Genomic DNA, 419 nt, shown 5'->3' with positions numbered 1-419 from the left:
AGAGCAGGTGGGGCCGTTTGGTGCATATCTCATCGAGCATCGCCACCGACGGGATGGCCGGCGGGGAGTACTACGGGGCGGCCAAGGCCGCGTTGCACGGGTTCAGCCGCTCGGCCGCGTTCAGCCTCGGCAAGGACGGCGACATTCTGTCGAACGTGGTCATGCCGGGGTTCACCCGGACCGACACCAATGCCGAGATGGCCGACGAGTACGGGCACATGTTCAGTGCGCAGGCACCGATCGGACGGCTGCTGGATGCCTCCGAAGTCGCGGGGCCTGTCATGTACCTCGGCTCCGCCGCCAACACGGGCGTCACCGGGCAGGTCGTCACGGTGAGCGGCGGCGCCTGATGTCTCAGGCCGTCGGGATGACGGTCTCGTAACCGGCCGCCTTCAGCGCCACCAGGATCTGGGCGAGCG

At 68.0% G+C, this 419-nt stretch carries 1 protein-coding gene; it reads left to right on the top strand.

What is annotated here, in order from left to right:
* Nucleotides 1-350 (top strand): SDR family NAD(P)-dependent oxidoreductase (locus ELR45_RS00075; protein WP_129663366.1); only part of this gene is annotated, 350 nt, incomplete at its 5' end.
* Nucleotides 351-419: the final 69 nt, after the last annotated feature.

It is taken from the genome of Phytoactinopolyspora endophytica, from assembly GCF_004138495.1.
Taxonomy (GTDB): domain Bacteria; phylum Actinomycetota; class Actinomycetes; order Jiangellales; family Jiangellaceae; genus Phytoactinopolyspora; species Phytoactinopolyspora endophytica.
The sequence above is the reverse complement of the archived record's forward strand: the minus strand, read 5'-3'. Positions and strand labels throughout refer to the sequence as shown.